Annotated in this window: 1 protein-coding gene; it reads right to left on the bottom strand. The window is 70.8% G+C overall.

All coding sequences use genetic code 11. From position 1 onward, the window contains the following. A partial coding sequence (locus KME75_RS42340) for a transposase (protein ID WP_372452776.1) occupies positions 1-486 on the bottom strand: 486 nt, incomplete at its 3' end. Positions 487-548: the final 62 nt, after the last annotated feature.

The raw sequence follows: 548 nt of genomic DNA on the forward strand, positions 1-548 counted from the left end.
CTCGGTCATCTTCGTGATCACCGACGCCGACAGCCCGGCCGAGCTGCCGAGGAACTGCCCGAGCGCGGGCCCGAAGTCCCCCGAGGACAGCCCGTGCAGATACAGCAGCGGCAACACCTCGTTGATCTTCGGGGTCTTGCGGCACCAGGGCGGCAGGATCGCCGAGGAGAACCGCATGCGCTCGCCGGTGTCGGGGTCGAGGCGCCGGTCGTTGACCCGTGGCGCCCTCACCTGCACCGCCCCGGCGCTGGTGAGCACCGCACGGGGCTGGTGGCTACCGTTGCGCACCACCAGCCGGCGACCGGCCTCGTCGCGCTCGGCGGCGAACTGGGCGATGTAGGCATCAACTTCGGCCTGCAACGCCTCGGCCAGCATCCGCCGGGCACCGTCACGCACGATCTGATCGATCACGGACCCAGGCGTCGCACCGCCGCCGGGGGTGGCGTCATCGCGGCCGTTGGGCTCCTCGGGGACTACGCTGAGCACGGGTCGTACCTTCCCGACCGGCGTTGGCGCGCCGATCTTGCTTGAGGGCTGAGAGATCACCG

It is taken from the genome of Pseudonocardia nigra (genome assembly GCF_019396355.1).
Classification (GTDB): domain Bacteria; phylum Actinomycetota; class Actinomycetes; order Mycobacteriales; family Pseudonocardiaceae; genus Pseudonocardia; species Pseudonocardia nigra.